Here is a 24,810-nt window from a genome sequence, read left to right as displayed (position 1 = left end):
AGTCTGGCGCCGTGAACGAATGTCAGGGGGTTGCCGGGCAGGTCGAGTCACCTGTTCCGGCAGATAACGGGGGGTCGAATTCGGTACCGGATCACCCCCCGCCGCTCGACCGTCAGCGGCGCTGGTTGGCCGCGGCGATCGGCCTGTTCGCGGTGTCGGCGGCGATCGCGCTGATCGCGAACTGGTGGGACGGGTACATCGATCTGCAGGTCTACCGCACCGGGGCGCGGGTGTGGCTGGACGGCGGCGACCTGTACGGGCCGATGCCGCCGGTCCAGGGGATGGGCCTGCCGTTCACCTATCCGCCGCTGGCCGCGATGTTCTTCGTGCCGCTGGCCTTGATGCCACTGGGGTTGGCCGAGGTCGTGGTGCTGGTGACCTCGCTGCTGAGCCTTGGCATCGCGCTGTGGTTGGTGCTGGTGCGGGTGCGCCCCGAGCTCGACCGGATCGCGGTGCTGACCGTGGTGATCGCCGGACTCGGCCTGGCGCAGTTCCTCGAACCCGTTCGGCAGTCGGTCAACTTCGGCCAGGTCAATCTGATCCTGTTGGCGGCGGTGCTGGTCGACGTGCTGATGCGCAAGCCGGTGCTGCCGCGCGGGATGCTGATCGGCATCACGGTGTCGATCAAGCTGATCCCGGCCGGTTATCTGCTGTATTTCCTGCTGCGCAAGGACTGGAAGGCCGCGGCCACGATGGTGGCGTCGGCGGCGGGCGCGGTGGGCGTCGGCTTTCTGCTGTTTCCGAAGGATTCGGTCGAATACTGGTTCCACACGGTCGCCGACACCGGCCGCATCGGCACCCCGTTCTTCGCGGGCAACCAGTCGATCAAGGGCACGCTGTTCCGCCTCGGCCTGGACGAATCGCTGGCCACCGGCCTGTGGCTCGGCCTGTCCGCGCTGACCATCACGCTGGCCGCGATATGGATGTACCGCCTGATCGGCGCGGGTCACGACGTGGCCGCGATCTTGGTGAATGCCGCTGCGCTGCTGCTGGTTTCGCCGGTGTCGTGGTCGCATCACTGGGTGTGGGTGGCGCCCGCACTGGTCGTGGCGGTCAGCCTGGCCGACCGCCGCCGCTCCCCCGCCTTCACCACGGTGGTCGCGCTGTTCACGGTGATGTTCATCATCGGCCCGCAATGGCTGCTGCCGCATTCCAAGGACCAGGAACTGGCCTGGACGTGGTGGCAGCAGATCATCGGCAGCAGTTACGTGTGGACCACGTTCGCGGTGATCGTCTTCGCGGTGATCACCTACCGACCCAGCCGAAATCCGGCCGCGGCAACGGCACTCACGCAGCCGTAGCTAAATGGTCATCTGATCACCAGGCTCTCAGGGATTTTCGCACTCGGGCGATGTTTGCGTGAGAGCCTGGTGATCAACCGTCCAGGTCAGGCTTCGGGGGTCAAGAAGGCCGCGAGGGCGGAGGCGTAGGCGGGGACGTCGGCCGCGCCCATGAGTTCGCGGCAGGAGTGCATCGCCAACTGCGGTGCGCCGACGTCGACGGTCGACATGCCGGTGCGGGCCGCGGTCATCGGGCCGATGGTCGAGCCGCACGGCAGGTCGGCGCGGTGCACGTAGCGCTGCAAGGGCACGTCGGCCTGCGCGCACGCCAGCGCGAACGCACCCGCGCCCGCCGCGTCGGTGGCGTAGCGCAGGTTCTGGTTCACCTTGAGCACCGGCCCGCCCCCGACCTGGATGCGATGCGCGGGCTCGTGCCGATCCGGGTAGTTCGGATGCGTGGCATGTGCCATATCGCCCGAGGCGACCACCGAACCGGCAAGCGCCGCAAGGTAATCCGCGCGTCCGCCACCGCGGGCCAACACGATCCGCTCCAACACCGCGGGCAGCAGATCCGACTGCGCGCCGCGATCGGACTGACTACCGACCTCTTCGTGGTCGAACATCACCAGCACCGCCGTCGCCGCTCCCGGCTCGTCGGCGGCGGCCAGAAACGCCTGCAACCCGGCATAACAGGTGCCCTGGTTGTCCAGCCGCGGCGCGCTCACCAGATCCAGATCCCGGCCCACGATCGTGCTCGGCGCGAGGTCGTGGGTCATCAGTTCCCAGCCCAGCACGTCGGCGCCGTTCACCCCGGCCCGCTCGGCGACGAAGTCCAGGAACGGCGCGGGGCCGTCACCGATGCCCCAGATCGCGTTCACGTGTCGTTGCGGGTCGAGGGTGACCCCGCGTCGGTCCTCGGACAGGTGGATCGCCAACTGCGGCACCCGCAGGATCGGCTCGTCGATGCGCACCAGCACGTCACGCATCCGCGCACCCTCGCGCACACTGAGCCGCCCCGAAAGCCCCAGCTCCCGGCCCAGCCACGAGTTCAGCCAGGCGCCGCCGTACGGTTCCAGCCCGACCAGCTGCCACCCGGCCGAGGCCAGGTCGGGATGCTGTTTCACCCGCAGATTGGGGCTGTCGGTATGCGCGCCGACCACCCGGAACGGCGCCGCGGGCACCGCGTCGTAGTCGGCCCACGCGATCAGCGAACCACCGCGCACCACATAGTGTTTGCCGCCCGCGTCATCCCACGCCGACGCCTCGGTCAACGGCGTGAACCCGTTGCCGTCCAGCTCGGCGGCCACCGTCGCGCACACATGGAACGGCGACGGCGAAGCATCGATGAAGGCGCACAATCCACTGGCCGTGGCCGCTGTCAGAGAAACGGGCATTCTGCGATCCTAGGCACGATGCCCTCCGACTGTGGATCAGTCGTCGAGTTCGGCGACGACCGACAGCGCCGCCATCAGTTCGCCATACCGGCGAACACCGAGGCGGGTGCGCAGTTGTTCCTCGGCAAGTTTTTCCTGCGCGCGGATCTTGGCGGCCAGTTTCGCGCCCAGACTGCTCAGCCCGATCAGGATCCGGCGGCGGTCGTCGGTGGCCGCGACGCGGAAGATCAGCCCGCGTTCGGCGAGGTAGTCCGCGTGCCGGGTGGCCGAGGACGGGGCGAGGCGCGCCGCGGCGGCCAGTTCCGACATCGTCATCCCGCTGTCGGTGGATAGCTGCGCCAGCATCGCCCAGTGGTCGGCTGTGAGATTGTCAGCCGTCAGCGCCGATTCCAGTCGACTCACCCAGTTGCGCTCCGCGGAGCGCAAGGCACCGTGCAGCGTGGAATACCCACATATGATGGACACTGATCGCATTCCCACCTGCCGAGAAATTCATTCGAACAATCCTGTTCGCACAAGGCGATAGAGTACAGAATGCCCAGTTTCGGCCAGAGCCGGGATGAAACGATCGAGATTCTGTCGATCGTGCCCACGCAGGGCCCTGGCGGCATCATCGCCCCCTCGTGCACCGCCGCCATTTCGCTGGCTGTCGACGAAATCAATAGCGGCACAGGAATTCTCGGTCGCGAAATTCGACTCACCACTCTCGACGGCGGGCGTGAACCGCACGAGGTGGCCACCGAAGTCGAGGCCTTTCTGGCCACCGGAATGGTCGGCGCGATCACCGGCTGGCACACCTCGGCCGTGCGTCGCGCGGTGGCCGAGGTGGTGGACGCGCGGGTGCCGTATCTCTATGCCACCGACCACGAGGGCCTGCCCGACGAGCGTCCCGGCGTGCTGCTGGTCGGCGAACATCCCGACCATCAGAGCGTGCCAGCCGCGGCCTGGATGGGTCGCGAATTGGGGGTGCGCCGGTGGGCGGTGATCGGCAACGATTACATCTGGCCGCGCCGCACCGCCGACGCCCTGCGCCGCTCGCTACCCAGCCCCTACGACATCATCGTCGAACAGTATGTGCCGTTGGGCACCACCGATTTCGACGATTTCCTCGACAACCCAGCACTGCTGCTGGCCGACGCGGTGTTGATCTTGATGGTGGGTGCGGACACCGCCCGCTTCAACCGCCAGTTCACCGCCACCGGGCTACCGGCGGTGATGCCGCGCCTGAGCCCCGCCGTGGACGAAAACGTGCTGCTGAGCGCCGGACCATCGGCGAACGTCAATCTCTACGTGGCGTCGAGTTTCTTCCTCGACGACCACACCACCGAGGGCCGGTCCCGCCAAGCCCGCTACCGCGAGCACCAGGGCCAATTCTCCCCAGCGCTAACGACATTCAGCAATTCGACCTACGAGGCGATCCATCTGCTGAACAGTCTCGCCGACACCGTCGGCACGCTCGACGTGGAGACGATCATGGGCCGTTCGGAGCATGGTCTGGTCCTCGACGGCCCCGCGTCGCGCCGAGGTTTTCTGGGCAATCAAGCAGTCGGCCCCGCCCACCTGGCTCAGGCGAACGGGGTCGACTTCACGATCATCGATGATCTGTAGTTCAGGCCTTCACGAAACTGTCGATCACCGAGAAGAACATGCCGAGGCCGTCATCGCTGGGGCCGGTCAGTGCTTCGGTGGCGTGCTCGGGGTGCGGCATCAGGCCCACGACCCGGCCGTTGGCCGAGGAGATGCCGGCGATCCCGCGCTGCGAACCGTTGGGGTTGTCGCCCGCGTAGCGGAACACCACGCGACCTTCGCCCTCGAGCTCGTCGAGCACCTTCTCCGACGCCTGGAAACGCCCTTCGCCCGACTTCAGCGGCACCAGCAGTTGCGCGCCCGGCTCATACCGCGAGGTCCAGGCGGTATCGGTGGCTTCCACGGACAGCCACTCGTCGCGGCAGATGAAGTGCAGGCCCTCGTTGCGGGTGAGCGCACCGGGCAGCAGCCCGGCTTCGCACAGCACCTGGAAGCCGTTGCAGATACCCAGCACCGGCATGCCCTGGCCTGCCGCGCGCACGACCTCGCCCATCACCGGCGCGAAGCGGGCGATGGCACCGCAGCGCAGGTAGTCGCCGTAGGAGAACCCGCCGGGCACGATGACCGCGTCGACACCCTTGATATCGGCATCGGCGTGCCACAGGCTCACAGCCTCGGCACCGGCCAACCGCACCGCGCGGGCAGCGTCGACATCGTCGAGCGTGCCGGGGAACGTAATAACGCCAATGCGTGCGCTCATGCCTCCGCCTCGCTGGCGCTCGGCTCCGGCATGACCGCGAAGGCGGCTGTGCCTATTGTGAGCTCGCTACGCTCCCTCATGAGACCCGAACGACCTTCCAGTCCTCGATCACCGTGTTCGCCAACAGCGCCTCGGCGATCTGCTCGAGCTGAGCGTCCGACACACTGTCGTCCACCTCGAGCTCGAATCGCTTGCCCTGCCGCACATCCGAGATTCCGGCGAACCCGAGACGCGGCAGCGCGCCGACCACGGCCTGTCCCTGGGGATCCAGAATCTCGGCCTTCGGCATGACCTCGACCACGACTCGTGCCACGCGTTGCTCCTCAAGTGGTGTGGGGGTTACGCCAGAAATCCTAGTTGACCCGGCCGTGCAGCCCGCCTTCCGGGGTAGTAGCGGCTTAGCATCGGGTATGCGTATCGCCCACTTCGGTCATTCCTGCATCCTCGTGGAACTGCACGGCGTGAAAGTGCTGTTCGACCCCGGCACCTTCGCGCACGGTTTCGAGGGCATCACCGGCTTGGACGCGATCGCGGTGACCCACCAGCACCCCGACCACATCGATCCCAATCGCATCGGCGACCTGATCGAGAACAATCCCGGTGCCCGCCTGCTGTCCGATCCGCAGACCGCCCAGCAGCGCAGCGAGGGCTGGGAGCCGGTGTCGGCCGGTCAGGTCCTCGATATCGGCGACTTACAGATCACCGGTGGTGGTGGAATGCACGCGGTGATCCACCCGGAGATCCCGGTTGTGGACAACACCGTGTTCCAGCTGGGCACCGCGTCCGATCCCGCCCAACTCGTTCATCCCGGCGACTCGTTATGGGTGCCGCCGGTCCCGGTCGGTGTGCTCGCCATTCCGGCCGTCGCCCCGTGGATGCGTATTTGGGACACCATCGACTACTTGCGCGCGGTGAATCCCCGCACCGCCGTGCCCATTCATTTCGGCATCATCGAACCGTCCGCGCAGGGCATCTATTTCGGCAGGCTGGCCGAAATGGCACCGGCGGGAACCGAGTTCCGCGTCCTGGAACCCGAGGATCAAGGCCAGTTCTGACCCCCTGCGTGTTGGGTCATCGCGCGCACGACCTCGTGCCATGCTTTTCGCGGAACGACCGGACTTCAAAACGCGGAGGTTGGTTGATGGGCTCGGACGAGGTCGATCGCGGGAACGAGAAGAAGTACGAACAACTGAGCCCCTTCGAGCTCAAAGACGAACTCATCGCTTTGGCCGATGACAACATGAAGAAGACCGCAGGCACGTTGATCAACGCGGGTCGCGGCAATCCCAACTGGACCTCCATCGTCGCCAGGGAATCCTTTTACCTGCTCGGCCGTTTCACCTGCACCGAGGCGAAACGGGACTGGGACGAATTCCCCGGGCTGGCGGGAATGCCCCAATCCAGCGGAATAGCAGCACGATTCGACCAATTCCTCACCGCCGAACCGGAAACCGACGCGGTGAGACTGTTGCGCGGCGCGGTCGAATACGGCGCCACCCGAAACTTCGACGCCGACGCGTGGGTGGGCGAGTTGGCCGACGCGATCAACGGTGACCACTACCCCGATCCGCCCAGGATGCTGACCCACATCGAACAGGTGGTGCACGCCTACCTCGAGCTCGCCATGGGCGGTGCGCCGAAAGGTGGCTGGGACCTGTTCGCCACCGAAGGTGGCACGGCCGCCATGTGTTACGTGTTCGACAGCTGCGTGGTCAACGGCCTGCTCGCGCCGGGCGACCGGATCGCGATCATGACCCCGATCTTCACCCCCTACCTGGAGATCCCGCACCTGCGACGCTACGACTTCGACGTCGTCGAGATCCAGGCCTCGCAGCTGTCCGCCGACGGGCTGCACACCTGGCAGTACCCCCTCGACGAGATCAACAAGCTCGCCGACCCCCGGATCAAGGCGGTGTGCCTGGTCAACCCGTCGAATCCGCCGTCGATGAAGTTGGATCAGGCCACGCTGGATCGCATCACCGAGATCGCCGCCAAGGAGAATCCGAACCTCACGATCATCACCGATGACGTGTACGGAACCTTCGTCGACAACTTCACCTCGCTCATGGCGGTGGCGGCGGCCAACACCATCGGGGTGTACTCGTTCAGCAAGTACTTCGGATGCACGGGTTGGCGGCTGGGCGTCATCGCGATCGCGAAGGACAACACCTTCGATCCACGCATCGCGAAACTGCCTGCGGCCCAACAGGAACAGTTGCACAAGCGCTACTCCATTCTCACCCTCGATCCCGCGAAGCTGAAGTTCGTCGATCGCATGGTCGCTGATTCGCGCGATGTGGCGCTCAACCACACCGCCGGATTGTCGACCCCGCAACAGGTGCAGATGGCACTGTTCGCCCTGACCGACCTGCTCGACAAAGACGGGCAGCACAAGAAGGAATGCGAGGCGATTCTCGCGCGTCGATTGCGGGAACTGTGTGCGGGCCTGCAGATTTCGATTCCGAACAGCCCCGATTCGGCGCACTATTACATCGAACTCGACCTGATGCTGTGGGTGAAGAAGCATTGGAGCGCGGAGTTCGCGCAGTGGCTGGAATCCGAGCACGAACCGGTCGATCCGGTGTTCCGGCTGGCCGAGCAGGGTTCGATCGTGCTGCTCAATGGTGGCGGTTTCGACGGTCCGGAATGGTCGGTGCGGGTGTCGCTGGCCAATCTCCGGCAGGACGACTACGCCGAGATCGGGCGGCGCCTGCGCGAGATCATGCAGGAGTATCACCGTGAGTTCGAAAGTCGTGCCGAGACAAGCTGACCCGACTCACCCCTCGAGGACAATTCCATGGATGCGATCAAAAGGTTCTTACAGGACTCTCCTGAGACGGCGCTTTTTCTGTGTTTGGCATTGGGCTACGCGATCGGCAAGATCCGCATCTGGAAGTTGTCGCTGGGCGGAGTAGCCGGGACGTTGATCGTGGCGATCTTCGTCGGGATGGCGGGCCACATCGTCTTGAACGATCAGGTCAAGAACATCGCCTTCGCGCTGTTCATCTTCACCCTCGGCTTCGTCTCCGGACCGACCTTCTTCGCCAGTCTCAACCGAAAGAGCTTGAAGTACGGGACATTCACGGTGATCGAGGTGGTCAGCATCTTGGCGATCACCGCGGCCGCGACGGTCATCATGAAACTCGACCCGGGCACCGCGTCGGGTCTGATGGCCGGTGGCGCCACCGAATCCGCCGCGGTCGGCACCGCGACCGATGCCATCGCCAAGCTGGATCGACCGGCGAACGAGATCAGTGCACTGCAAGCCAATGTCGGTACGGCGTACTCGATTTCGTACATCTGTGGGCTGATCGTGATCGTGCTGCTGTCCAGTCAGGTGTTCCCGCTGATCATGCGGATCAACCTGCGCGACGAGGCCGAGAAGCTGTGGCAGAAGATGGGCGGCGGTGCCGATTCCGCCAACGAGGTGCCCGCGGCGCCGGATCTGGTCGGCCGTGCGTTCCAGGTGCAGCGGGTGGCAGGCAAGACCATCGGTGCGGTGACCGCGAGCCTGGGCGGTCATTTGACCGTGGAGCGAATGGTGCGCGGCGGCAAGCCCGTGACCGTCACCGACGATGTGGTGCTGCAGGCCGGTGATCAGGTGCTGGTGGTGGGACTGCGGTCGGCGATGGTGCCCGCCGAAGACGCGATCGGCACCGAGATCGTGCCGACCGCCGGTCTGGAGACCTCGCTGGAAACCGACCAGGTCGTGCTCGATCATCGACAGACCAAGTCCACCACCATCGACGAGTTCGACAAGCAGCTCGGCAAGGGCCTGTTCCTCACCGGCGTGGTCCGCGAGGACAAGGAACTGCCGTTGCGCCCCGGCACCGTGGTGCAGCGCGGGGACACGGTCCAGCTGACCGGTTCGAAGTCCGATCTGGCCAAATACATTCCCGGACTTGGCTATCGGCTCGACCCGAGCGTCAAGGCGGACATCATCTACATCGCCCTCGGGGTCGCGCTGGGGTTCATCATCGGCAAGATCGTGATTCCGGTGGGCAGCATTCCGATGACGCTGGGTACCGGTGGCGGCTGCTTGCTCACCGGGTTGCTGTTCGGCTGGTTCCGGTCCAAGAATCCCAAGATCGGTCAGTACGCGCCGGCCGCGGCGGAAGTCATCAAGACGCTTGGCCTGTCGGTGTTCATCGCGGTGGTCGGGCTGACGTCGGGGCCGCAGGCGGTGAGCCTGGTCGCCAAGTTCGGTTTCGGGCTGCCGATCGCCGGCGTGCTCATGACCGCGATTCCCGCGTGCATCTCGCTGCTGGTGGCGTGGAAGATCATGAAACTGCCCGCGCCGCTGGCGTTGGGTGCCATCACCGGGCAGCAGTGTTCGACGCCCGGTATCACCGCGGTGCAGCAGGTGGCGGGCAATGCCACGCCGCTGATGTCGTACACGATCGTGTACGCGCTCTCCAATGTCGCGCTGCCGCTGATGGGGCCCATCACGGTCGCGATGACCGAGGCGCTTTCCTGACGTATTGAGGCCGCCGCCGCGCGCTGATCGCCAGTACGCGCGCGGCGACGGCCGGGTCAGGCAGCTGCTGCGGCGGCGTCGGGTTCCCAGCGGTACACGTCGCTGCGGGCACCGTGATACCGCGCGAGATCGACCGCGTCGAGCATGGCCTGACGGGGTCCCGATCGCTGTAATTGCGCCGCCGAGACCGCCAACCGCAGCACTGCACCGCGCCGCGCGGTCCGCTCCGCGCCCATCACCAGCGCCCGACACCACCACGGCTCCGCCCGGAACCCCTCGCCGATCCCGTACACGCGAGCACGTTGCGCCACATCACGTTCCAGGTCGAGCATGCTGGTGAGCCCGAACGCCATCCGAAATCCCACCTCGGGCAGCGCGGCCAGCGCACCCGAGGATGCGTCCCAGCGCGGCGCCGCGAACAGCCGGGTGCGCAGCTCCACCTGCTCCATCACCCGATCCGCGGCCTTCAACCGCAACGTGGCCTCGTGCCGCGGCAGATCCGCGAACTCCGCCCGCCGAGACTTGGTCGCCGCCTGGTCGTACCCGTGCAGCACGATCGCGTCCCCCGCCAGCCGCCGCCCCCGCAACCACGACTGCGTAGCCGGATCGTCGACCAGCCGATACTTCCCCTTCAAACGCGGCGCAACCAGCAACGACAGCCGCACACCCCGCTCATCCATCGCCGCCGCGAACTCGATCGCGGCATCACGAGTCGTATCCCGGATCCCCGACACCGAAACGATCAACTCAGCGTTCATACACCCCAGGGTGACACTCCGAGGTGACACCTACGTGCTCCGCCGATGACGCGGCAGCGAACTCTCCGACGCGAAATGGACCCCGACAGAATCAGCCGGGGTCCATTTTCTACATCACGCGTTCGCCAGACCCACCCGGTCCAGGACCCACGCGTACTCGAAGGCGACTTCCTTCCACTTCTCGTAGCGGCCGCTCACCCCGCCGTGACCCGCGGTCATCTCCGTCTTCAACAGCACGTCGTTGTCGCCGGTGGAGGTGGCGCGCAGTTTGGCGACCCACTTGGCCGGTTCCACGTAGAGCACGCGGGTGTCGTTGAGGCTGGTGATGGCCAGGATGGCCGGGTAGTCCTTGGCTTCGACGTTCTCGTAGGGCGAGTACGACTTCATGTACTCGTAGACGTCCTTGTCCGCCAAGGGATTTCCCCACTCGTCCCATTCGATCACCGTCAGCGGCAGCGACGGGTCCAGGATCGAGGTCAGCGGGTCGACGAACGGGACGTTGGCGAGGATGCCGGTGAACAGCTCCGGTGCCAGGTTGGCCACCGCGCCCATCAGCAGCCCGCCCGCGCTGCCGCCATCGGCGATCAGCTCGTCGGCGGTGGTGACCCCGGTGTCGATGAGATGGCTTGCGCAGGAGACGAAGTCGGTGAAGGTGTTCTTCTTCATCAACGTCTTGCCGTGCTCGTACCAGAGCCGACCCATCTCACCGCCGCCACGCACGTGCGCCACCGCGAACACCATGCCGCGATCCAGCAGCGACAGTCGCGACACCGAGAACGACGGATCGATACTGGCCTCGTAGGACCCATATCCGTACAGCAGCACCGGTTTCGGGCCGTCGGGCAGGCCGCTGCGCTTGATGATCGAGATCGGAATCCGGGTGCCGTCGGCGGCCACCGCCCAATCACGGTGCTGCTCATAGTCATCGGCGTTGTAGCCGCCGAGCACCGGCTGTTCCTTGCGCAGGATCAGCTCGCCGGTGACGGGCACATAGTCGAACACCTGCATCGGCGTGATGAACGAGGTCACCCCCACGCGCAATGTCGGCTGCTCCCACTCAGGGCTGGAACCCGCACCGGCGGAGAACAATTCGAGTCCGAAGTCCAGTTCGGTGAGCTCGCCGAAACCGTCCGCCGTGAGCGGCCAGACCGCCAGGCGTGGCAGTGCGCCGCGCCGGTAGCTGAGCACCAGGTGATTGGCGAAGGCGTCGATGTCCTCGAGCCGCACGTCCTCGCGATGCCCGATCAGGGTGGTCATGTCCGACGGGTCGGTGGCGGGCGCGATGGCGAGCACGAAGTTCTCCGCCTTCACCCCGTCGACCACGTCGTTGTGCAGGATCAGGAACTTGTCCTGCCCCGCGATCACCGCGTGCTCGGCCGAGTACTCCACGCCTTCGCGACGCGGCAGCAGCACCCGGAACTCGCCCTCGGGGTTCTCCGATTCCAGGATCCAGCCCTCGGTGGTGATCTTGGAACCGAGCCAGATCATCAGGTACTTCTCGGACCGGGTCGCGCCCACACTGACCCAGAAACGCTCGTCGGGCTCGTGGAACACGGTCACGTCGGCGTCGGAACCGGTGCCGACGCGGTGCCTCCACACGGTGTCGGGCCGCCAGGACTCGTCGACGGTTTGATAGAAGATGTGCGTGCCGTCCAGCGACCACGTCGCCCCCGGCGCCGCGCCCACGACCTCGTCGGGCAGCAGCTCACCGGTGCGCAGATCCTTGATCCGCAGCGTGTACCGCTCGTCGCCGGTGCTGTCGACCGAGTAGGCCAGCAGGTTGCCGTCGTGGCTCAGCGAGAACGCGCCGAGAGCGAAGAAGTCCAGCCCCTCGGCCAGCACATTGCTGTCCAGCAGCACCTGCTCACCCTCGATGACGGTGCCGACCTCGAGCTGCGGCGGCGTCCACGCGTCGATGCCCTCGGCGTTCGCGTCGATGGGACAGCGGCAGTGCACGCCGTACTGTTTGCCCTCGAAACTGCGCGAGTAGTACCAGTAGTCGCCCAGGCGGGTGGGCACCGAGAGGTCGGTTTCCTGCGTGCGCGCCTTGATCTCGTCGAAGATCTTGTCCCGCAACGGCTGCAACTGGTCGGTCTGCGCCGCGGTGAAGGCGTTCTCCGCCTCCAGGTACGCGATGACCTCGGGGTTCTCCTTGTCCCGCAGCCACTCGTAGTCGTCGACGAACGTATCCCCGTGGTGGACTCGCTCGAACGGCGCCTTCTTCGCGATCGGCGCCGACACAGTCTCATTCTCGCCAGGCATTGGTCCACCGTAGCCGCCACACTGCGACCGGGCCCGCCAACTCGGCCACCCGCGCCCTCCACAGCGCGCTCACCTCGGATCGAACGGGCAGATCCACGCGTTCGATGCGGCCGATTCCGCGCGGTCCGGCCACCGGCCACACCAACCCATGAACGCAACGCGACCCGGCCCTCCGGCTGCAACAGCCGTCGAGCCGGGTCGCGATTGTCAGACCTGACGCTGTACGTAAGTCGCCTACGCACCCAATGCGGGCCCGATGGTCGGCCACGAGTGGTGCAGCGCGTCCTGCCAGTAGGACCAGGAGTGCGTGCCCACCGGGTGGTAGTCGATCTTCGCGCCGATGCCCGCGGCCCGCAGACGCTGGTCGAAGGCCACCATGCAGGTGTTGACGCCCAGTTCGATGGGCCCACCCAGGAAGATGTTCTCGGCCAGGGTCGGCTTGATCTTGGCCTCGTGGGGCCCGGGGATGCCGGTACCGGTGGACATGTACAGCGCCTTGCCGCGCAGGTTCTCGATCATCAGGGCCGGGTCGTGCTCGGCCCACTGCGGGCTGCCGGGCGCGCCCCACATGTTGCCGGGGTTGCCGCCGCGATTGGCGATGGAGAACATCATCGCCCCCGCCGCCATGGCGATGTCCGGGCACGCACTGTAACCGGCCACGGCCCGGTACAGACCGGGGTTGCGGGCGGCGATGATGAACGCGCCGTTGCCCCCCATCGACAAGCCGCCGATGGCGTTGACGCCGTTGCCGTTGAAGTGGCCGTCGATCAGTCCCGGCAGTTCCCTGGTGAGGAACGTTTCCCACTTGTACCGGCCGAATCGCGGATCGTCGGAGACCCAGTCGGTGTAGTAGCTGGCCTGGCCGCCCATCGGCAGCACCACGTTGACGTTCTTGTCGCGGAAGAAGGCTTCGGCATCGGTGGCATTGGTCCAGGTGCTCTGACCGATGCCGGGGTCGAGTCCGTCGAGCAGGTAGTAGGTGCCGCGTGAACCACCGCCCGCCGGGTGCAGCACCTGTAGATCGATATTTCGGCCCATGGCGGGCGAGGTGACGGTGATGGCCGTCCGATTAGGGGTCATCTGGTGCACCCCGATGATCTCCGCGGCGGATGCGGTGGCGGGGTGAACCGCCGGTCCGATCAACGCGAAAGCGATAGCCAGCACTGAAGCAGCAACACCTATACGACGCACGATCTACCCTCCATAACCGCATGCCAATGACAGTCCAAAGTAACCCACAGGGCAACGAACTGAAAACATTCGGCGTTTCGGGCGTTTCTTCAGCAAACTCCCCGGTTTGCAATGACCGCTTCGCCCGGAAATTCAGCCGAGTGCGCCCCGGATGGACCCAGCGAGGTAGTCCAGATCCGCGCGCGCGGGCGAGGTCGGGCGGGCACGCAACCCGAAACCGTCACCGGGCGTGCGTGGGATCACGTGCAGGTGCACGTGGAAGACTTCCTGACCGGCCGTAACCCCGTCGGCGAGAAAGAAATTCACGCCGTGCGCGGCGACTTCACTGCTGCGCAAAGCGGCGGCGATCTGCTGGCCGACCTGAAAGAGCTTGCCGCCCAAGGCAGGATCGAGGTCGGCCAGACTCGGCGCGGGCACCTTGGGCACCACGAGCACGTGTCCGGGCGTCACAGGACGAATGTCCATGAAGGCCAACACCTCGTCGTCCTCGTAGACCTTCGAGGAGGGGGCGTGCCCGGCGATGATGTCGGCGAAGATCGTGTACGGATTCACTCACGTACGGTAACCCCGGCGTAATCGACCACTTCGCCGCTTCGCACGCGGAAATCCGCGAAAAGTAGGACGAAGTGGTCGATTACGCCGGGTGTGGACTACAGAATCGGCGACGGCGTGTAGCGCGCGGCTTCCGGATTCGCCTCGACCAACTTCTGCACCTGCGCAACTACCTCAGACACCTGATCCGACGCCGCCCCGATGAACGCGGCCTTGTCCGCCAGCGCCGCATCCAAACCCGCACGGTCCAGGGGCATCCGGTCGTCGGCGGCCAGGCGATCCAGCAGATCGGGTTCGCGACCCTGCTCGCGCATGGCCAACGCCACGGCCACCGCGTGCTCCTTGATGACCTCGTGCGCGGTCTCGCGGCCCACCCCGGCACGCACCGCCGCCATCAGGATGCGGGTGGTGGCCAGGAACGGCAAGTACCGGTCGAGCTCACGCGAGACCACCGCCGGGTAGGCGCCGAACTCGGCGAGCACGGTCAGGAAGGTCTCCATCTGCCCGTCGATGGCGAAGAACGCGTCGGGCAGCGCGACGCGGCGCACCACCGAGCAGAACACGTCGCCCTCGTTCCACTGCGCGCCCGCCAGTTCCGCGGCCATCGAGCCGTAGCCGCGCAGGATCACCTGCAGGCCGTTCACGCGCTCGCAGGACCGGGTGTTCATCTTGTGCGGCATCGCCGACGACCCGACCTGGCCCGGCTGGAAACCCTCGGTGACCAGCTCGTGGCCGGCCATCAGGCGAATCGTGTGCGCGAACGAAGACGGCCCGGCGCCCAGCTGCACCAGCGCGGACAGCACGTCGTGGTCCAGCGAACGCGGGTACACCTGACCCACACTGGTGAACACGTTCGCGAAGCCGAGGTGCGTGGCCACCTGCTGTTCGAGGGCGGCGAGTTTGTTGGCGTCGCCGTCGAGCAGGTCGAGCATGTCCTGCGCGGTGCCCATCGGGCCCTTGATGCCGCGCAGCGGGTACCGCTCGAGCAGTTCACGCACGCGGGCCAGGCCCACCAGCATCTCGTCGGCGGCCGACGCGAAGCGCTTGCCCAGCGTGGTGGCCTGCGCGGCGACGTTGTGCGAGCGTCCGGCCATCACCAGCGTCTGGTATTCGGCGGCCCGCTCGGCCAGCCGCGCCGCGATGGCGATGCCGTGCTTGTAGACATGTTCGAGCGACAGGCGAATCTGCAGCTGCTCGACGTTCTCGGTGAGGTCGCGGCTGGTCATGCCCTTGTGCACGTGTTCGTGCCCGGCCAGCGCGTTGAACTCCTCGATGCGGGCCTTCACGTCGTGGCGGGTGACCCGCTCACGTTCGGCGATCGAGGCCAGGTCCACCTGGTCGATCACGCGCTCGTAATCGTCGACAACGCCTGCGGGGACATCGATTCCGAGCTCGGCCTGCGCGCGCAACACCTCGAGCCACAGCTTGCGCTCGAGCACGATCTTGTTCTCGGGCGACCAGAGCGCGACGAGCTCCGGGCTGGCGTAACGGGTGGCGAGGACATTCGGGACGAGGCTCACGAGGCTTCAGTCTAATTGCCGCACCCGTTCGGCCTGGGAGGGCATCATGTTCGGGACCACGGGCGGGGCGACGATGTCGATCATTTCCATCAGCCCGGCGCGGGCGGGGCGGCGCGGTTGCGGGTGACCTTCGATCAGCGCGGCGACCACCGCGCTGTCGACCACGGCCACCAGCCTGCGTAATTGTTCCGGGCGCACCACGCGGTCGCAGCGGCGCAGCACATCGGCGAGCAGCTCTTCCAGCTGCGTGCGTAGTCGCAGTTGGACCTCGCGTAACTCGGGATGCCGAGCCGAGGCCACGGATCGCTCGTACCGGGCGATGAGCTGGCCGCGGGCGTCGAGGTCGCCGTCGACGGGGCCCACGAGCACGTCGAGCACCAGGTCGACGGTCGCGTCGGTGCCGCGCCTGCGGTGGCTGACCTCACCGACCCGGCGGCGCATGGCGTCGAGTTCGATCGCGCCGCTGAACTCCACGGCACGCGCGATCAGATCTTCCAGCGATTCGAAGTAGTAGGTGGTCGAGGCGAGTGGAAGATCGGCTCGCGAGGCCACCGAACGATGTCGCACAGCGTCGAAGCCGCCCTCGAGCAACAGCTGCGCCGCCGCCGCCACCAGGGCCTGCCGACGTCGTTCGCCTTTCGGAGTCGTTGCGGTGGTCACCGTGCAGCAATGCCAGTCATCATCAGTTCAACCGTGCGCAATCGTCATCGGGGAAACACTGGGAATTCGGGATAACTGAGTTTTACCGTATCCCGGCACAGATGTGTTCGTACTACGCAAAGTTGTTGTCGCACATCACTGTTGACACAGTACAGAATCAGCGCTGCAGGAACCGTCCCAGACGCCGCAGAGCTGCATCGATGTCATCGGTGGCGCCCGCGAAGGAAAAACGGACCGTGTGGTTTCCATTTGTGGTGTCGAAATCGAGACCGGGCGCCAGCGCGACGCCGGTTTCGGCCAGAACGCGCGCGCACCAGTCCCGAGAATTGTCGGTCAAATGACCAATATCGGCATAGGCGTAGAAAGCGCCGTCGGCGGGCGCGAGATCGGTGATTCCGATCGCGGGCAAACCCTCCAGCAACAGCGCCCGGTTGCGCGCGTACCGGCGCACGTGCCCGTCCAGTTCGTCCTTGGCCTCGGGTCCGAAAGCGTGCACCGCCGCGTACTGCGAGATCGCGGGCGGGCACACGGTCATGTTCGAGGCCAGCCGCTGCAGTGCCGGGCGCAAGTCGGCCGGTGCCAGCATCCAACCGAGTCGCCAGCCGGTCATCGAGAAGTACTTCGACACCGAGCCGATCACCACCGACTCGCGGGAGAACTCCCATGCCGAGGAGGTCGGTGTGCTCGCGCCGGCGTAGGTGATGCCGTGGTAGATCTCGTCGGAGATCAGCAGGGTGCCGTGCTCGTCGCACCAGCGGGCCAGCGCCGCGAGTTCGGCCGGGTCGATCATGGTGCCCGTCGGGTTGGCCGGGCTGGCCACGACCAAGCCTTTCGGCGGCTCCGGCAGCGCCTCGAGCATGGCCACGGTGGGCTGGAATCTGGTCTGCGGGCCGCAGTCCAGTTCGATCACGGTGCAGCCCAACGCGGACAGCGTGTTGCGGTAGGCGGGGTAGCCGGGGCGCGCCACGACCACGGTGTCGCCGGGGTCGAAGGCAGCCAGGAAGATCAGCGTGAACGCGCCCGACGAACCGGTGGTCACCACCACCTCGTCCGGATGCACGTCGTACCCGTAGGTTTCGCTGTGATGCCCCGCGATCGCCTCGCGCAACGGCAGGATCCCGAATGTCTCTGTGTAACCCAGCAATTCGTGATCGATCGCGGCCTTGGTCGCACGCAACACCGGCGCGGGCGCCTGCGTGGACGGTTGCCCCGCGGCCAACACCAGCACGTCACCGTGCGACCTGGCCCGTTCAGCTGCGGCTTTCCAGACATCCATCACGTAGAAAGGGGCAATGGCCGACCGGCGCGATTCTCTGGACACCCGAGGAACGGTAGAGCACCCGATTGCGGGCATCGACAGATATGGTCGGCACAATGGCTCCGACAGCGAATACGCAGCCACCGGCGCGACCCACGTGGGCGCGACGGGGCCGGGGCGCGGGGGCGAGATGAAGCGAAGTCGGACAGCGCGGGGCGAATCCGTGGCAGACCGCTCGACGGATGTCGATGCGCCCCGTCGTCGACCGGTCAGCGTCAATGGCCGGATCCTGCAGGCGAATTGGCGCGAACAGTTGCCATCGAAGGTTGCCACGCGCGATCGGATGGCCGAGTGGGCGGCGCGGTATCCGGTGGTCGGGGAAATCGCCGGTGAGTTGCGAAGCGGTGAGGTTCGCAAGGTCTTCTGGCGGCGGCCCAAGGCGCAGGCCGAGGGGCTGTGGGCGCGCAGGCCCAGTCGCGAACAGGCACGTCAGGTGTTGGTGCAGCGGCGCGTGCTCATCGCCGGGATGGTCGCGGTCGCGGTGTTCGTGGCGGCCGACGGGCAGTTCGGTGCGGTGCCCGACGAGCGCCCGCTCGCGCCCGGCGAGGCGATCCACGTGGCCATCGCCTATCCCCCGCAGCTGCAGCACAACCCCCAATCGGTGACCCGAATGCTCGATGCCATCGCCGCGGGCGAGAAGCGCCGCGAGGGGCACGTGGTCGCCGCGGCAGCCCGCGCGACGCTCGAACGCGCTAAAGCGGAGGCGGCGGCCGCTGCATCAGGTGAATGGCAGGACTGGATGGGCACGCGAGCCCCCGTGGTTCCCGGTGCGGTGACGCCCGGCTCGACGCCGTCCGTGGGCGGGTTCAGCCTGCCCGCGAAGGGCGCGTTCACCTCGGGATTCGGCTCGCGCTGGGGCACCCTGCACCGTGGCATCGACATCGCGGGCCCCATCGGCAGCCCCATCTACGCTGTGGCCGACGGCACGGTCGTGGAGGCGGGTCCGGCACAGGGTTTCGGCCTGTGGGTCCGTATCCGGCACGACGACGGCACCATCAGCATCTATGGCCACATGTACGACTTCTTCGTCTCCCAGGGCGAGCGGGTCCCGGCCGGAATGCAGATCGCCCGCATCGGCAATCGCGGCGATTCCACCGGCCCGCACCTGCATTTCGAAATCGTGCAAAACGGTCAACATGTGGACCCGCAGGCCTGGCTCGCGGTGCATGGATTGCGTCTCGATTGACATCACGCTGAGACCGGAAACATCACGGGGCAGTTATTGTGGAACCTGTCGAATGTTTCCCTCCGAACAAAGCGAGGCAACCATGGCAGGTAAGTTCGAGGTATTCGTGGACAAGGCCGGAAAATTCCACTTTCATCTCAAGGCCGGTAACGGTGAAATCGTCCTCGAGAGTCAGGGCTATGAAAGCAAGGAGGGTGCCAAAAAGGGCATCGCCTCCATTCAGACCAATGCCCCCGGCGCCGAAATCGTCGATCTCTCGGTCACCTAGTCGCCTCGCTCGATGGTGATCAGCGTGCAATGCCGCTGATCACCATCTGCGTGTAATTACCCCGCGACGCTATTGCGTTCGGGAACAACAACTTCGGTCGCACCGATATCGGTCCGGAAATGACTGCCGGGAAGTTTGATGTCCGCCAGCCGCGCATAGGCCCGTTCCCGCGCCTGCGCGAGATCCGCACCGACGCCGACCACATTCAGCACCCGGCCACCGGCCGACACCAGCGCCTTGTCCTCGCGCTGATCCGTACCGGCATGCAGCACAAGGGTTTCGCCCTCCAGCGCGCCGTCGTCGGCACCGGAGATCACATCGCCGGTACGCGGACGACCCGGGTAGTTCTCCGCGGCCAGCACGACGGTGATCGCGGAGCCGTCCTTCCAACGCGGTGCGTCGACTTCGGCCAGCCGTCCGGTCGCGGTGGCGTGCAGCAGTTCGGCGAACGGGCTGTCCAGCAGTGCCAGCACCGCCTGGGTCTCGGGATCGCCGAAGCGGCAATTGAATTCGACGACGGCGGGGCCGTTCGTGCCGATCGCCAGACCCGCGTACAACAGGCCCGAGAACGAGCTACCGCGCGCGACCAGCTCGGCGGCCACCGGCTTCACCACGTCTTCGACGATCTCGGTCAGCGTCTCGTCGGGCAGCCACGGCAGCGGCGTGTAGGCGCCCATGCCGCCGGTGTTGGGGCCGGCGTCGCCGTCGCCGACCCGCTTGTGGTCCTGCGCGGGCAGCAGCGGGATCACGGTTTCGCCGTCGACCAGGCAGAACAGCGACACCTCGGGCCCGTCGAGGAACGACTCGAGCAGCACCGGGTGTCCCTGTTCGAGCAGCTCGGCGCCGTGATCGCGGGCCGCGCGTCGGTCGGTGGTCACGACGACACCCTTGCCTGCGGCCAGGCCGTCGTCCTTGACCACCCAGGTCGGGCCGAAGCGGTCAAGCGCCGCGTCCAGCTCGGCGGGGCTGTCGACGATCTCGCTGTGCGCGGTCTTCACACCGGCGGTGGCCATCACATCCTTGGCGAACGCCTTGGACCCTTCGATCCGCGCTGCGTCAGCCGACGGGCCGAACACCGGGAACCCGGCCGCGCGCACCGCGTCGGCGACACCGAGCACCAGCGGCACCTCGGGACCGATGACCACCAGGTCAGCGGCGGTCTCGGCGGCAAGCGCGGCGACGTCCTCGGCGGAGCAGGGGTCGACCGGGCGTAACTCGGCGTGCTGGGCGATGCCGGGGTTGCCGGGGGCAGCGATCACCGCCGTCACGGACGGATCCCGGCGCAACGCCAGGACGAGGGCATGTTCACGGGCTCCGGAACCGATGACGAGTACGCGCACCCGCTCAGGTTAGTCGCGAGGTCGTCGGTCACCGCGAGCCCCCTGGTTCACGGATTCGGCCACGCTGAGCGACCACTGTTCGCCACTTCGGTCGATTTCCCGACCGATCCGCCGTTCATTGTCCGTTCAGCGGAGTTGTTCCGCCCCCGGTCCTTCTGGGCCACAATGGAACCCGGACGCGGAGGGAGCACACCATGGGCCTGCTCGACGGGATGATGGGCAACGCCGGGCGCATAGATCCGGCCGCCGCCCAGCAGGAATACGCGAAACTGTTCGGCCAGGGCGAGCAGGTGTACGCCGCGTTCATCCTGGTCCGCGACGCGATGCTGTTCACCAATCGCCGCCTGATCATGGTCGACAAACAGGGCGTCACCGGCCGCAAGGTCAGCTACCACAGCATCCCCTACCGGTCGATCAGCCACTTCGCCGTCGAAACCGCGGGCACCTTCGACCTCGACGCCGAGCTGTACATCTGGATCGGCAGCGGCAACGACCCGGTCAAGCAGCGTTTCAACCGTCAGGTCGACATCTACGAGGTGCAGGGCATCCTGTCGCATTTCGTGTCGATCTAGCTAGGCTCGCCGGTATGGCATCCGTGTTCAGCGCGATCATCGCAGGTCAGATCCCCGGTCGTTTCGTCTGGGAGGACGACGAGTTCGTCGCCTTCCTCACCATCGCCCCCGTCACCCAGGGCCACACCCTGGTCGTGCCGCGCGCGGAGATCGACCAGTGGCAAGACGTCGACCCCGCCGTCATGGCGCGTCTGATGGGCGTGGCCCAGAAGATCGGCCAGGCCGTGCGCGTGGCCTTCGACGCCCCCCGCGCCGGCCTGCTCATCGCCGGCCTCGAGGTCCCCCACCTGCACACCCACGTCTTCCCCGCCTACACGATGGGCGATTTCGACATCTCCGGCGCCACCACCGACCCCACCCCCGAATCCCTCGACGAAGCCCAAACCAAGATCAAAACCGCCCTGCGCGACCTCGGCTACGGAGCCCACGTCCCCGCCTGACTTCCGTCGGCGTAGGAGACCGCAGCGCCGATTTCCTACGCCGCCAACGGTTTTACTGCGCGGTGTAGCCGCCGTCGATGAGCTGGTAGCTGCCGGTGATGAAGGTCGACGCGTCGCTGGCCAGGAACAACACCAGGTTCGCCACCTCCTCCGGGGTGCCCAGGCGTCCGATGGGGTGTTTGTCGGCCAGGAATTTCGTGGTCTCGGCGTCGTCCGCGAGCAGTGGAGTGTGGATGAAGCCGGGCCCGACCGCGTTGACGCGCACGCCCTGCGTCGCGTATTCCAGCGCCGCGTTCTGAGTCAGGCCCACCACGCCGTGCTTGGCCGCGACATACGCCGACGAGCCGGGAAATCCGACGCTGCCCAGAATCGACGCCATATTCACGATCGACCCACCCCCGGCCGCGACCATCACCGGCAATTGCGCGCGCAACGCGTAGAACACCGAATCCAGATTCACCGACATGACTTTGCGCCAGCTCTGGGTCGAATACTCGCCGATCGGATTGGATTCCCCGGTGATACCGGCATTGTTGACCGCGATCCGCAAAGGCCCGAGTTCTTGTGCGGCAGTGACACTTCGAGCGACCGTGTCGGGATCGGAAGCATCACCTTCGAAAGCGTCCGCGATTCCGCCCGCTGTCACGATCTCGCCGACAACCTTTCGCGCGGCGTCCCCGTTCAGGTCGAATACCAGTACCGACGCGCCGTTGATCCCCAATTCCAGGGCCACCGCCCGCCCGATTCCCGACCCGGCCCCGCTGACGATCGCGGCCCTACCACCCACGTCATACATAGCCATGCGTCATTCCCCTATCTCGACGTTTCCGCGGACAGAACAGGATGAGCTTCACCAGCCACGGTAGTGCAGGGCTTATCGCCAGGCCGGTTCCCGCTTCGCGTAATCGTCGTACGCGTGGCACAGTCCGCCGCACACCTCGGCGGTGGTCTCGAACAGGGCCTGCGCCTTCGGGTCGGACACGGTGCCGATGTTGCGGCGTGCCGCGGTGATCACCTCGGTCAGCAAGGACCGCAGGTGGGCGGCTTGTTCGGCGGGCGACCATTCATTGTGTTCGCTCAACGTCGTTCCCTTCGATCAGTTTCGACGGGTACACAGCCTGACCTTGTCAGGATAGGCCCGACCGGTCGACCGGCACCTCCGGCCCGCCCGCGCTGTGCCGCCGGTGGACCCCTGCCCCGTTCCCCTGTGAGTTAAATGAAATAATGCTATTTAACTAACGGACTGGTCGATACCCCGCCATCCTTACCTCAGGCCACGGCCATGCATGACGGCGGAGAAGTTCTTGACCCTCACTACTACAGACAAAGCTGATTCCGAGACGACGGTCGCGCGACCGTCGTTCGCCTGGCGAGGTGTCGCGCTGGTATCTGGGTTGGCGGCGCTGGTGTTGTCGGTCTCTGCGGCGCGGCTGCATATCGCCGGTGATGAGCTGTACTACCTCGCGTGCGGTCGGCGACTGGCGGTCAGTTATGTCGACAATGGGCCGCTGGTGCCGCTGATCGCGCGACTGTGCGATCTACTCGCCCCCGGCTCGGTGATCGCGCTCCGAATCCCCGGATTGCTCCTGCTGGTCGCGGTGTCGATCCTCGCGGCCGCGGTGGCCTATGAATGCGGCGCCCGCCCGCGCTTCCAAATGCTGGCCGCCGCAGCCTTTCCCACGTCCCCCCTTGTCTTCGGCTTCACCGTGCTGACCAGTGTCTCCTTCGACATCGCGTGCCAGGCGTCGATCATCTGGCTGCTGGTCCGCTGGGTGCGCACCCGTCGAGACCGCCTGCTCGTGGCGATCGGGGTCGTCGCGGCGATCGACGTGCAGGACAAATGGCTGGTGCTGATGGTGGCGGCCGCCGTCGGCCTCAGCATCCTCACCCTCGGCCCCCGCGAAATCCTGCGCCGCCCCGCCCTGTGGCTGGGCCTGCTGATTTTCGCCGCCGCCATGCTGCCCGCGCTGCTGTGGCAGGCGTCGCACGACTGGCCGCAGCTGGCGACCAACGACGCCATCGCCCACGAAACCGCGCAGACCATGGGCGGGCAATGGGGAACCGTGGGGGCGATCATCATCAGTCCCGGATTCATCGGCGGCGGGTTGATCCTGCTCGGCCTGTACGGCCTGGCTCGCGCGCCGCATCTGCGGCAGTACCGGTTCCTGCTGGTCGCGGCGGTGCTGATGGTGATCATGGTGATCGGCGGGCACGGCAGGTCCTACTACGTCGCCGGAATCTTTCCCGTGCTGTTCGGCGTCGGCGCTTCGATGCTTTCCACCCTGTTCGACGCCGATGCCCAGCGAATCATGTTGCGGCGCTTATGCACTGGTGCAGCCGCCTGCTCCGCCGCCCTGTTGGCCTTTCTCGCCTGCCTGCCCTACCCGAGCAGCTGGATCGTCGACCCGAAAAGCCCCTGGCTCCCCCTACAGCACTACGGCAACGACACCTGGCACTCCCTCGCCGACGCCGTCCACGAGGTAGCGATCCGCCTGCCCCCCGCCGAACAAGCCACCGCGGTGGTCGTAGCCTCCGCCTACAACCAGGCCGGCGCCCTCGACCACTACGGCCGATCCACATGGATCCCCCCCGTCTACAGCCCCCACCGCGGCTTCGCCGCCTTCGGCACCCCACCGGACTCGGCCACCACGATCGTGTACGTCGGCTTCAACCACGGCACCGAACAACGCGACTTCCTAGCCGGCTTCGCCCACACCACAAAGGCACGCCAACTCCGAGACCCCCTAGGCCTCAGCGGCCAAAACTTCGACATCGACATCTGGATCTGCCGCGACCCCTTGACCCCCATGTCCACCGCATGGCCGAGCCTGAGATACACGGTCGCCCCACCGACCGAATTGAGCCCCCTGTCAGGATTGAACTGACGACCTTCGCTTTACAAGAGCGGTGCTCTACCACTGAGCTAAGGAGGCGGGTACTGCGGCGACCATCATAGCCGCGAACGCGCACCGCGTGACACCGGATCGGGTGTCACGCGGCGGGCGAACAGGTCAGGACTTGGCGCGGGCTGCGTCGTCGGCGGCCATCGCGTCACGCAGGCTCTTGGGCCGCATGTCGGTCCAGTTCTTCTCGACGTACTCGACGCACGCTGCCCGGCTCTCTTCGCCGAACACGACACGCCAGCCCGCCGGGACCTCCGCGAACGCGGGCCACAGAGAGTGCTGCTCTTCATCGTTGACCAGAACGAAGAAGCGGCCGTCCTCGTCGTCGAAGGGGTTGGTGCTCATTTCACCTCACTGGAATACTGGCGCTGTGTACGGGGTCACTGCGCGGCCGGAGAGCCA

Annotated in this window: 26 protein-coding genes and 1 tRNA gene; 10 read left to right on the top strand and 17 right to left on the bottom strand. The window is 66.3% G+C overall.

Annotation, left to right across the window (positions count from 1 at the left end):
* Nucleotides 1–11: 11 nt before the first annotated feature.
* Entirely contained in the window at nt 12–1,301 is a 1,290-nt protein-coding gene (locus ACFWVD_RS07600; protein ID WP_379241201.1) for a glycosyltransferase 87 family protein, read from the top strand.
* 86 nt (nt 1,302–1,387) lie between these two features.
* Here ACFWVD_RS07600 and ACFWVD_RS07595 read toward each other — a convergent pair whose 3' ends face one another.
* Both ACFWVD_RS07595 and ACFWVD_RS07590 read right to left on the bottom strand, forming a co-directional pair.
* Nucleotides 1,388–2,674, bottom strand: coding sequence for a M18 family aminopeptidase (locus ACFWVD_RS07595; RefSeq protein ID WP_379241200.1), 1,287 nt, complete (start codon nt 2,672–2,674; stop codon nt 1,388–1,390).
* A 36-nt stretch (nt 2,675–2,710) separates the two neighbouring features.
* Nucleotides 2,711–3,148, bottom strand: a complete 438-nt coding sequence (locus ACFWVD_RS07590; RefSeq protein ID WP_379241199.1) for a MarR family winged helix-turn-helix transcriptional regulator — start codon at nt 3,146–3,148, stop codon at nt 2,711–2,713.
* Between the two features lie 60 nt (nt 3,149–3,208).
* Between ACFWVD_RS07590 and ACFWVD_RS07585 the strand changes: the two genes are divergently transcribed.
* A complete protein-coding gene (locus ACFWVD_RS07585; protein ID WP_379241198.1) occupies nt 3,209–4,282 on the top strand; it encodes a substrate-binding domain-containing protein in 1,074 nt (357 codons plus the stop codon).
* Nucleotide 4,283: 1 nt separating this feature from the next.
* Here ACFWVD_RS07585 and purQ read toward each other — a convergent pair whose 3' ends face one another.
* Both purQ and purS read right to left on the bottom strand, forming a co-directional pair.
* Nucleotides 4,284–4,961, bottom strand: a complete 678-nt coding sequence (purQ, locus tag ACFWVD_RS07580; RefSeq protein WP_379241197.1) for a phosphoribosylformylglycinamidine synthase subunit PurQ — start codon at nt 4,959–4,961, stop codon at nt 4,284–4,286.
* Nucleotides 4,962–5,037: 76 nt separating this feature from the next.
* The gene (gene purS, locus ACFWVD_RS07575; RefSeq protein WP_056818769.1) at nt 5,038–5,274 is read right to left on the bottom strand and encodes a phosphoribosylformylglycinamidine synthase subunit PurS; all 237 of its coding nucleotides are present in this window, start codon (nt 5,272–5,274) and stop codon (nt 5,038–5,040) included.
* A gap of 97 nt (nt 5,275–5,371) precedes the next feature.
* On the opposite strand from purS, the gene ACFWVD_RS07570 reads away from it, so the two are divergent.
* The 3 genes from ACFWVD_RS07570 to aspT all read left to right on the top strand — a co-directional run bounded on the left by ACFWVD_RS07570 (nt 5,372) and on the right by aspT (nt 9,438).
* A complete protein-coding gene (locus ACFWVD_RS07570) occupies nt 5,372–6,016 on the top strand; it encodes an MBL fold metallo-hydrolase (RefSeq protein ID WP_379241196.1) in 645 nt (214 codons plus the stop codon).
* 86 nt (nt 6,017–6,102) lie between these two features.
* Complete coding sequence (locus ACFWVD_RS07565; protein ID WP_379241194.1) at nt 6,103–7,731, top strand: bifunctional aspartate transaminase/aspartate 4-decarboxylase; 1,629 nt, start codon at nt 6,103–6,105, stop codon at nt 7,729–7,731.
* 27 nt (nt 7,732–7,758) lie between these two features.
* Nucleotides 7,759–9,438 carry an aspartate-alanine antiporter gene (aspT, locus tag ACFWVD_RS07560; protein ID WP_379241193.1) on the top strand — a complete coding sequence of 560 codons (1,680 nt, stop codon included), beginning with the start codon at nt 7,759–7,761 and terminating at the stop codon, nt 9,436–9,438.
* A 56-nt stretch (nt 9,439–9,494) separates the two neighbouring features.
* On the opposite strand, the gene ACFWVD_RS07555 is transcribed toward aspT, so the two are convergent.
* The 8 genes from ACFWVD_RS07555 to ACFWVD_RS07520 all read right to left on the bottom strand — a co-directional run bounded on the left by ACFWVD_RS07555 (nt 9,495) and on the right by ACFWVD_RS07520 (nt 17,702).
* A complete protein-coding gene (locus tag ACFWVD_RS07555; RefSeq protein WP_379241192.1) occupies nt 9,495–10,196 on the bottom strand; it encodes a DUF2334 domain-containing protein in 702 nt (233 codons plus the stop codon).
* Between the two features lie 114 nt (nt 10,197–10,310).
* Nucleotides 10,311–12,458, bottom strand: coding sequence for a S9 family peptidase (locus ACFWVD_RS07550; protein WP_379241191.1), 2,148 nt, complete (start codon nt 12,456–12,458; stop codon nt 10,311–10,313).
* Complete coding sequence (locus tag ACFWVD_RS07545) at nt 12,442–12,591, bottom strand: hypothetical protein (RefSeq protein WP_379241190.1); 150 nt, start codon at nt 12,589–12,591, stop codon at nt 12,442–12,444. The genes ACFWVD_RS07550 and ACFWVD_RS07545 overlap by 17 nt, the downstream gene beginning before the upstream one ends.
* A gap of 101 nt (nt 12,592–12,692) precedes the next feature.
* Nucleotides 12,693–13,622 (bottom strand): alpha/beta hydrolase, encoded by a 930-nt coding sequence (locus tag ACFWVD_RS07540; RefSeq protein ID WP_379241189.1) that lies wholly within the window; start codon nt 13,620–13,622, stop codon nt 12,693–12,695.
* A 159-nt stretch (nt 13,623–13,781) separates the two neighbouring features.
* A complete protein-coding gene (locus ACFWVD_RS07535; protein WP_379241188.1) occupies nt 13,782–14,201 on the bottom strand; it encodes an HIT family protein in 420 nt (139 codons plus the stop codon).
* A 98-nt stretch (nt 14,202–14,299) separates the two neighbouring features.
* Nucleotides 14,300–15,721: an adenylosuccinate lyase gene (gene purB / locus ACFWVD_RS07530; RefSeq protein ID WP_379241186.1), complete on the bottom strand. Its 1,422-nt coding sequence runs from the start codon at nt 15,719–15,721 to the stop codon at nt 14,300–14,302.
* 6 nt (nt 15,722–15,727) lie between these two features.
* Nucleotides 15,728–16,381, bottom strand: a complete 654-nt coding sequence (locus ACFWVD_RS07525) for a TetR/AcrR family transcriptional regulator (protein ID WP_379241185.1) — start codon at nt 16,379–16,381, stop codon at nt 15,728–15,730.
* Nucleotides 16,382–16,538: 157 nt separating this feature from the next.
* Complete coding sequence (locus ACFWVD_RS07520) at nt 16,539–17,702, bottom strand: pyridoxal phosphate-dependent aminotransferase (protein ID WP_379241184.1); 1,164 nt, start codon at nt 17,700–17,702, stop codon at nt 16,539–16,541.
* Nucleotides 17,703–17,862: 160 nt separating this feature from the next.
* On the opposite strand from ACFWVD_RS07520, the gene ACFWVD_RS07515 reads away from it, so the two are divergent.
* Complete coding sequence (locus ACFWVD_RS07515; protein ID WP_379241183.1) at nt 17,863–18,885, top strand: M23 family metallopeptidase; 1,023 nt, start codon at nt 17,863–17,865, stop codon at nt 18,883–18,885.
* A gap of 82 nt (nt 18,886–18,967) precedes the next feature.
* Nucleotides 18,968–19,153: a YegP family protein gene (locus tag ACFWVD_RS07510; RefSeq protein WP_379241182.1), complete on the top strand. Its 186-nt coding sequence runs from the start codon at nt 18,968–18,970 to the stop codon at nt 19,151–19,153.
* 56 nt (nt 19,154–19,209) lie between these two features.
* Here ACFWVD_RS07510 and purD read toward each other — a convergent pair whose 3' ends face one another.
* Nucleotides 19,210–20,493, bottom strand: coding sequence for a phosphoribosylamine--glycine ligase (purD, locus tag ACFWVD_RS07505; protein WP_379241181.1), 1,284 nt, complete (start codon nt 20,491–20,493; stop codon nt 19,210–19,212).
* Nucleotides 20,494–20,687: 194 nt separating this feature from the next.
* Here purD and ACFWVD_RS07500 point away from each other — a divergent pair, with 194 nt between their 5' ends.
* Entirely contained in the window at nt 20,688–21,065 is a 378-nt protein-coding gene (locus ACFWVD_RS07500) for a PH domain-containing protein (protein ID WP_379239228.1), read from the top strand.
* A gap of 14 nt (nt 21,066–21,079) precedes the next feature.
* Entirely contained in the window at nt 21,080–21,505 is a 426-nt protein-coding gene (locus ACFWVD_RS07495) for an HIT family protein (protein ID WP_379241180.1), read from the top strand.
* Nucleotides 21,506–21,557: 52 nt separating this feature from the next.
* Here ACFWVD_RS07495 and ACFWVD_RS07490 read toward each other — a convergent pair whose 3' ends face one another.
* Nucleotides 21,558–22,307: an SDR family NAD(P)-dependent oxidoreductase gene (locus tag ACFWVD_RS07490; protein ID WP_379241179.1), complete on the bottom strand. Its 750-nt coding sequence runs from the start codon at nt 22,305–22,307 to the stop codon at nt 21,558–21,560.
* 72 nt (nt 22,308–22,379) lie between these two features.
* The gene (locus ACFWVD_RS07485; RefSeq protein WP_379241178.1) at nt 22,380–22,586 is read right to left on the bottom strand and encodes a hypothetical protein; all 207 of its coding nucleotides are present in this window, start codon (nt 22,584–22,586) and stop codon (nt 22,380–22,382) included.
* 223 nt (nt 22,587–22,809) lie between these two features.
* Here ACFWVD_RS07485 and ACFWVD_RS07480 point away from each other — a divergent pair, with 223 nt between their 5' ends.
* The gene (locus ACFWVD_RS07480; protein ID WP_379241177.1) at nt 22,810–24,390 is read left to right on the top strand and encodes an ArnT family glycosyltransferase; all 1,581 of its coding nucleotides are present in this window, start codon (nt 22,810–22,812) and stop codon (nt 24,388–24,390) included.
* Here the strand turns inward: ACFWVD_RS07480 and ACFWVD_RS07475 are convergent.
* Nucleotides 24,367–24,438 (bottom strand) — tRNA-Thr (locus tag ACFWVD_RS07475). The genes ACFWVD_RS07480 and ACFWVD_RS07475 overlap by 24 nt on opposite strands.
* Nucleotides 24,439–24,516: 78 nt before the next feature.
* Nucleotides 24,517–24,753, bottom strand: a complete 237-nt coding sequence (locus ACFWVD_RS07470; protein ID WP_379239233.1) for an MbtH family protein — start codon at nt 24,751–24,753, stop codon at nt 24,517–24,519.
* Between the last annotated feature and the right edge of the window lie 57 nt (nt 24,754–24,810).

It is taken from the genome of Nocardia sp. NPDC058666 (assembly GCF_042714895.1).
GTDB lineage: Bacteria > Actinomycetota > Actinomycetes > Mycobacteriales > Mycobacteriaceae > Nocardia.
Note: the sequence above shows the minus strand (reverse complement) of the source record. Positions and strands in the feature narration are given on the sequence as shown.